Here is a 6,324-nt window from a genome sequence, read left to right as displayed (position 1 = left end):
GTCGAAGGCACGCACCGGATTTTCGGCATCGGATAGTCTCTCATAGTGTCATCCTCGGGCTTGACCCGAGGATCCAGGGGCTTTCAAGAGCCGCTCTCGGTGGCCCCTGGATTGCCGGGTCAAGCCCGGCAATGACAAATAGGGAGAGGTTCTTTTTTCGGCGGACGTACCGCCTCTTTCCGCAACAGCAGGTCCCGCCGCGATGAAAGCCGTCGTCTTCGAACAGTTCCGCCAGGCGCCGACCGTGCAGACCGTGCCGGACCCGTCGCCCGCGGCGGAGGGCGTGGTGGTGAAGGTCGAGGCGACCGGGCTGTGCCGCAGCGACTGGCATGGCTGGATGGGGCATGACGCCGACATCGTGCTGCCGCATGTGCCGGGGCATGAGCTGGCGGGCACCATCGTCGCGGTCGGGCCGCAGGTGCGGCGCTGGCGCAAGGGCCAGCGGGTCACCGTGCCCTTCGTCTCCGGCTGCGGCCATTGCCCGGAATGCGCCAGCGGCAACCAGCAGGTGTGCGAACGGCAGTTCCAGCCCGGCTTCACCGCCTGGGGCTCCTTCGCCGAATATGTCGCGCTCGACTTCGCCGACACCAACCTCGTCGCCCTGCCGGACGAGATCGATTCGGCCACCGCGGCCAGCCTGGGCTGCCGCTTCGCCACCTCGTTCCGCGCCATCGTCGACCAGGGCCGGGTGCGCGGCGGGGAATGGGTGGCGGTGCATGGCTGCGGCGGCGTCGGCCTGTCGGCGATCATGATCGCCCGGGCGCTTGGGGCCAATGTCGTGGCGGTCGACCTGACCGACCAGAAGCTCGACCTCGCCCGCCGGCTCGGCGCGGCGGCGACGGTCAATGCTGGCGGTTCGGCCAATGTGGTGCACGAGATCCGCGACCTGACCGGCGGCGGCGCCCATGTCTTGGTCGACGCGCTGGGCCACCCGGCCACCTGCATGAACTCGATCCGCTGCCTGCGCCGGCGCGGCCGCCACATCCAGGTCGGGCTGATGCTGGACGACCACGCCCGGTCGCCGGTGCCGATGGACCGGGTGATCGCCTATGAGCTGGAGATCCTGGGCAGCCACGGCATGCAGGCGTTCCGCTACCAGGCGATGCTGGACATGATCGCCGCCGGCACGCTGGCGCCGCAGAAGCTGATCGGCAGCCGCATCAGCCTGGACGAGGCAGCGGTGGCCCTGCCCCAGATGGACCGCTTCGACGGTACGGGGATCAGCGTCGTGACGCGGTTCTGAGAGGTCGATCCCGCCCTGCCTTTATTGTCATCCTCGGGCTTGACCCGAGGATCCAGGGGCTTTCGAGAACGGCTCTCTGTGGCCCCTGGATTGCCGGGTCAAGCCCGGCAATGACAGTAGAGGAGGGGAGAGTTCCTAGAGCTTCCCCGCCCCCAGGATCAGGCGGATGCCGAGCGCGCCCATGACCGAGCCGGCGGCGCGGTCGAACCAGCGCTTCCACCGCAGATAGACGGCACGCGGCCGGTCGGCGGAGAAGACCAGGGCGACGATGGTGTACCATCCGGCTTCGATGGCGAAGATCGCCGGCAGCAGCACGGCGAAAGTCCACACCGGCACCTGCGGCGGCAGGAAGGCGGCGAAGATGCTGCCATAGACGATCGCGGCCTTCGGATTGCTCAGCTGGGTGACGGCGGCGAGGGTGAAGGAGCGGCGGACGCTGCGCGGCCGGCCCTCCGCCGTCTTCGGCACCGTGATCGGCTTGTCCGCCGTGCGCCACAGCGCGAGGGCGAGCCACAGCAGGTACAGGCCGCCCGCCACCTTCAGCGCCAGGTACAGCCACTCCACCTGGGCCAGGATCGCCTGCAGGCCAAACAGGCCGAGCCCGCCATAGACCACCCCGCCGACGCCCATGCCCAGCGCGGCAGCCAGCCCGTCGCGGCGCGACAGGGCGATGGCGGTGCGGGTGACGAAGACGAAGCTCGGCCCCGGGCTGGCCGCGCCGACCACGATGGCGCCGAGGATGCTGAGCAGCGGGATGGTGATGTCCATGATGTCCTCTCCGCGACCGCGGCGTGCCGTGCCGCCTCGCTCCATGTCGGACCGTCCGAGGCCGTGCCGCAAGCGGCCGAGGGCCCGCCGCACGCCGGGGCGCCCTGCGAATCGCGCAGGGCTCAGAGACCGTTTGGAAATGCGCTGGCGCGAGTCGGCTGGCGGTGGTTTCGAGAACCGGAGCGCAGCGCACGTTTGGTGCGTGAGCACCGGAAGCGGAGAAACCGCCGTCAGACGGCCACGCCAGTAGTATTTCCAAACGGTCTCTCAGGCGGCGGTCTCGATCTCCTCGCCGGCCCCGTGGTCCGTATGCAGGCAATGGCCGTGGCTGTGGTCGGCCAGCACCTCGATCACCCGGCAATGGCCGATGGTGCCGTGGCGGCACTGCTCGACCATCCGCTCCAGCTCGGCCTTCAGCGCCTCCAGCCGGGCGATGCGGGCCTGCACCGCCACCAGCTGCTCCTGCGCGATCCGGTCGGCGGTGGCGCAGGGCTGGTTCGGATCGTCCGACAGGGTCAGCAGCTGGCGGATCGCGTCCAGCGGAAATCCCAGCTCGCGGCTGTGGCGGATGAAGGCCAGCCGGTCGCTGTGCGCCCGGCCGTAGATCCGCTGGTTGCCCAGGGTCCGGGCCGCCTCCGGCATCAGCCCGATCTGCTCGTAGTAGCGGATGGTCTGGACCTTGCAGCCGGTGCGGCGGGCCAGCTCGCCGATCGGCATCGCGTCGCCACGCGCGGACATCGCATTTTCCTCTTGAAGCTATAGTCGCTGTAGCTCCCATCTTCCCCTGCGACGGATGTTTCGGCAAGGGAGCGCGTCGCATGGCAGCGGCGAATGACGAGCGGCAGGGCCTGACCCTGCGCTACCGGGTCGAGGGCATGGATTGCCCCAGCTGCGTCGGCAAGCTGCAGACGGCGCTGGGCCGGATCGACGGCGTCAGCGGCGTCGAGGTCAATTTCGCCACCGGCCTGCTGGCCTTCGGCGCGGCCGGTGCCGCCGCGAACGGCCAGGCGGTGGAGGCCAAGATCCGCGCCCTCGGCTTCACGCCGACCGCGATCGACGATGCCACGCCCCGCGCGCCGGCCCCGGAGGACGCCCGGCCCTGGTGGCGCGAGCGCAAGGCGCAGCTGGTCGGCTTCACCGGCCTGCTGCTGGCCGCGGCCTTCGTCGCCGGGCAGATCGTCCCGGCCGAGGCGGAATGGGCCTATGTCGCCGCGGCGCTGATCGGGCTGGTGCCGGTGGCCCGCCGCGCCCTGACCCTGATCCGCTCCGGCTCGCCCTTCAGCATCGAGACGCTGATGGCCGTCGCCGCCATCGGCGCCATCGCCATCGGCGCGGCGTCCGAGGCGGCGGTGGTGGTGTTCCTGTTCGCGGTCGGCGAGCTGCTGGAGACCGTCGCCGCCGGTCGTGCCCGCCAGGGCATCAAGGCGCTGGTGTCGCTGGTGCCGCGCACGGCGCAGCGCGAGACCGGCGGACGGCTGGAGACCGTCGCGGTCGACGACCTGGCGATCGGCGACATCGTGCTGGTCCGCCCCGGCGACCGGGTGCCGGCCGACGGCGAGATCGTCGACGGTGCGTCGGAGCTGGACGAGGCGCCGATCACCGGCGAATCCGTGCCGGTGGCCAAGGCGGCGGGCGACGCCGTCTATGCCGGCAGCATCAATGCCGGCGGCGTGCTGCGCCTGCGGGTCGCCCGCGCGGCGGCGGACAACACCATCGCCCGCATCATCCACATGGTCGAGACGGCGCAGTCCAGCAAGGCGCCGACCGCCCGCTTCATCGACCGGTTCAGCGCCTGGTACACCCCGGCCGCCATGGTCGTCTCCGGCCTGGTGATCGCGGTGCCGCCGTTGCTGTTCGGCAGCGACTGGACGGTCTGGACCTATCGCGGCCTGTCGCTGCTGCTGATCGCCTGCCCCTGCGCCCTGGTGCTGTCGACCCCGGCGGCCATCGCCTCCGGCATCGCCGCCGGCACCCGCCGCGGCCTGCTGCTGAAGGGCGGCGCCGCGCTGGAGATGTTGGGGAAGGTCAAGGCCGTGGCCTTCGACAAGACCGGCACGCTGACCGTCGGCCGGCCGCAGGTCACCGACATCGTCGCGCTGGGCATCCCCGAAGCCGCGGTGCTGGCCGAGGCGGCGGCGGTCGAAAGCGGCTCCAGCCACCCGCTGGCCCGCGCCATCCTGGACGCCGCTGCCGCCCGCAGGATTGCCGTGCCGGCCGTCGCCGAGGCGTCGGCCATCGCCGGCAAGGCGGTGCTGGGCCGGGTCGGCGGCGATCTCCTGGCGGTCGGGTCGCCGCGCTACGCCGCCGAGCGTGGGCCGCTGCCGGCTGGGCTCGCCGACCGGGTCGCGGCGCTGGAGGCCGCGGGCAAGACCGTCGTGCTGCTGCTGGGCGGGGCCGGGCCGCGCGGGCTGATCGCGCTGCGCGACGAGCCGCGCGAGGATGCCGCCGCCGCGGTGGCGGCGCTGCGCCGGGCCGGGGTGCAGCCGGTGATGCTGACCGGCGACAACCGCCGCACCGCCACGGCCGTGGCCGGCACGCTCGGCATCGCGGTCGAGGCCGAGCTGCTGCCCGACGACAAGCTGGCGGCGATCGGGCGGCTGAAGGCAGAAGGCCCGGTGGCGATGGTCGGCGACGGCATCAACGACGCGCCGGCGCTGGCCGCCGCTTCGGTCGGCATCGCCATGGGCGGCGGCACCGACGTGGCGCTGGAGACGGCGGATGCGGCGCTGCTGAACAACCGCGTCGTCGGCGTGGCCGAGCTGATCGGCCTGTCCCGCGCCACCCTGGCCAACATCCACCAGAACATCGCCGTGGCCCTCGGCCTCAAGGGGCTGTTCCTGGCGACGACGGTGCTCGGCGCCACCTCGCTGTGGATGGCGATCCTGGCCGACACCGGCGCCACCGTGCTGGTGACGCTGAACGCGCTCAGGCTGCTGCGCCTGCTGCCGGCGGTGCGGCCGGCGGCGGCCAAGGCCGCGGCGGTCCACGCGCATGACCATGCGGATGGTCACGCGCACGACCACGATCATGGGCATGGTCATAGCCACGGCCACGATCATGACCATGGCGCCGAGGGCCGGGAGGCCGAGGATTGCTGCGCCCATGGCGCCTGCGGATCGGAACCGGCGAGCGTCGCCTGCGGCGCCTGCCGGACGCCGAACCAGGCCTCGGCCCGCTACTGCAGCCAGTGCGGCCAGGCGATGGCGGCGTGACAGCGGGCGGCGGGTCTGGGAACATAATCCCCAGGCTCGCCGTTGAACCTCCGCAGCCGGCCAGGGCCGGACCGGAGCCCGCGACGGCAAGCACCAACCAGGCAACCAGGGGGTGTGCCATGGGGCTGATCAATTTCATCAAGCATGCGGGCGAGAAGCTGTTCGGCGGGGGCGAAGCCCAGGCCGCGACGGCGGACGACCTGAAGAAGCAGATCCAGGCGCAGGGGCTGGACCCTGCCGGGGTCGACATCAAGGTCGAGGGCGACAAGGTGACGGTCGGCGGCAACGTTGCCTCCACCGAGGTGGCGGAGAAGATCGCGCTCGCGGTCGGCAACACGCCCGGCGTCGCCCAGGTGCAGAACGACCTCGCCGCCGCCGCGCCGGCGCCGGAATCGCGGTTCTACACGGTGAAGAAGGGCGACACCCTCTCCGCCATCGCCAAGGCGGAATACGGCAACGCCAACGACTATCCAAAGATCTTCGAGGCCAACAAGCCGATGCTGAAGTCGCCGGACAAGATCTATCCGGGCCAGGTGCTGCGCATCCCGTAGCCGGGTCGCACCAATATCATGAGCTGATCGTCATCCCGTGCGCGCTGCGGCGCGAAGTGCCGCGGCGCAGACACAGGATCCCTGCGCGATTGTCGAGGAGATCCCGGTTCTGCGGCGCATCACTGCGTGCTGCGCCGCGCCCGGGATGACGATATGGTGAAGAGGCCGATAGAGGGCTCGGAGATATGAAGCCCGCTTTCCCGTGTCGCGTCGCCTGCCGTTGCGCTATCAGCAGGGCGGGGAGCGCATGCGGGAGTCCTCGGGCTTGGCCAATGTCCTGTTCATCACCGCCGACCAGTGGCGCGGTGACACGCTGTCGGCGGTGGGGCATCCCTGCATCCGCACCCCGGCGCTGGACGCGCTGGCGGGCGAGGCCACGCTGTTCCGCCGCCACCACACCGTGGCCTATCCCTGCGGCCCGTCGCGCGCCTCGCTGCTGACCGGCCTGTACCCGCACACCCATCGCAGCGTCCGCAACGGCATGCCGCTCGACGCCCGCCACACCAACCTGGCGCTGGAGGTGCGGCGCGGCGGGTGGGACCCGCTGCTG

General features: G+C 71.4%; 6 protein-coding genes. 4 read left to right on the top strand and 2 right to left on the bottom strand.

Annotated features, from left to right (window positions below; genetic code table 11):
- Positions 1-202: 202 nt before the first annotated feature.
- Positions 203-1,243 carry a zinc-dependent alcohol dehydrogenase family protein gene (locus ABDW35_RS29870; protein ID WP_343717490.1) on the top strand — a complete coding sequence of 347 codons (1,041 nt, stop codon included), beginning with the start codon at positions 203-205 and terminating at the stop codon, positions 1,241-1,243.
- Positions 1,244-1,378: 135 nt separating this feature from the next.
- Here the strand turns inward: ABDW35_RS29870 and ABDW35_RS29865 are convergent, their stop codons facing one another.
- A complete protein-coding gene (locus ABDW35_RS29865; RefSeq protein ID WP_343717489.1) occupies positions 1,379-2,011 on the bottom strand; it encodes a LysE family transporter in 633 nt (210 codons plus the stop codon).
- 267 nt (positions 2,012-2,278) lie between these two features.
- Complete coding sequence (locus ABDW35_RS29860) at positions 2,279-2,749, bottom strand: helix-turn-helix domain-containing protein (protein ID WP_343717488.1); 471 nt, start codon at positions 2,747-2,749, stop codon at positions 2,279-2,281.
- Between the two features lie 80 nt (positions 2,750-2,829).
- On the opposite strand from ABDW35_RS29860, the gene ABDW35_RS29855 reads away from it, so the two are divergent.
- The 3 genes from ABDW35_RS29855 to ABDW35_RS29845 form a co-directional block, all read left to right on the top strand.
- Positions 2,830-5,223, top strand: a complete 2,394-nt coding sequence (locus tag ABDW35_RS29855) for a heavy metal translocating P-type ATPase (RefSeq protein ID WP_343717487.1) — start codon at positions 2,830-2,832, stop codon at positions 5,221-5,223.
- 119 nt (positions 5,224-5,342) lie between these two features.
- Complete coding sequence (lysM, locus tag ABDW35_RS29850) at positions 5,343-5,774, top strand: peptidoglycan-binding protein LysM (RefSeq protein ID WP_343717486.1); 432 nt, start codon at positions 5,343-5,345, stop codon at positions 5,772-5,774.
- Between the two features lie 247 nt (positions 5,775-6,021).
- Positions 6,022-6,324: sulfatase-like hydrolase/transferase (locus ABDW35_RS29845; RefSeq protein ID WP_343717485.1), on the top strand; the 303-nt coding region annotated here is incomplete at its 3' end.

The organism is Inquilinus sp. (assembly GCF_039594555.1).
Taxonomy (GTDB): domain Bacteria; phylum Pseudomonadota; class Alphaproteobacteria; order DSM-16000; family Inquilinaceae; genus Inquilinus.
The sequence above is the reverse complement of the archived record's forward strand: the minus strand, read 5'-3'. Positions and strand labels throughout refer to the sequence as shown.

Excerpts from the sequence above, each read along its gene's own strand:
- ABDW35_RS29870 (WP_343717490.1), top strand. The coding sequence starts at position 203 with ATGAAAGCCGTCGTCTTCGAACAGTTCCGCCAGGCGCCGACCGTGCAG.
- ABDW35_RS29865 (WP_343717489.1), bottom strand. The coding sequence starts at position 2,011 with ATGGACATCACCATCCCGCTGCTCAGCATCCTCGGCGCCATCGTGGTC.
- ABDW35_RS29860 (WP_343717488.1), bottom strand. The coding sequence starts at position 2,749 with ATGTCCGCGCGTGGCGACGCGATGCCGATCGGCGAGCTGGCCCGCCGC.
- ABDW35_RS29855 (WP_343717487.1), top strand. The coding sequence starts at position 2,830 with ATGGCAGCGGCGAATGACGAGCGGCAGGGCCTGACCCTGCGCTACCGG.
- lysM (WP_343717486.1), top strand. The coding sequence starts at position 5,343 with ATGGGGCTGATCAATTTCATCAAGCATGCGGGCGAGAAGCTGTTCGGC.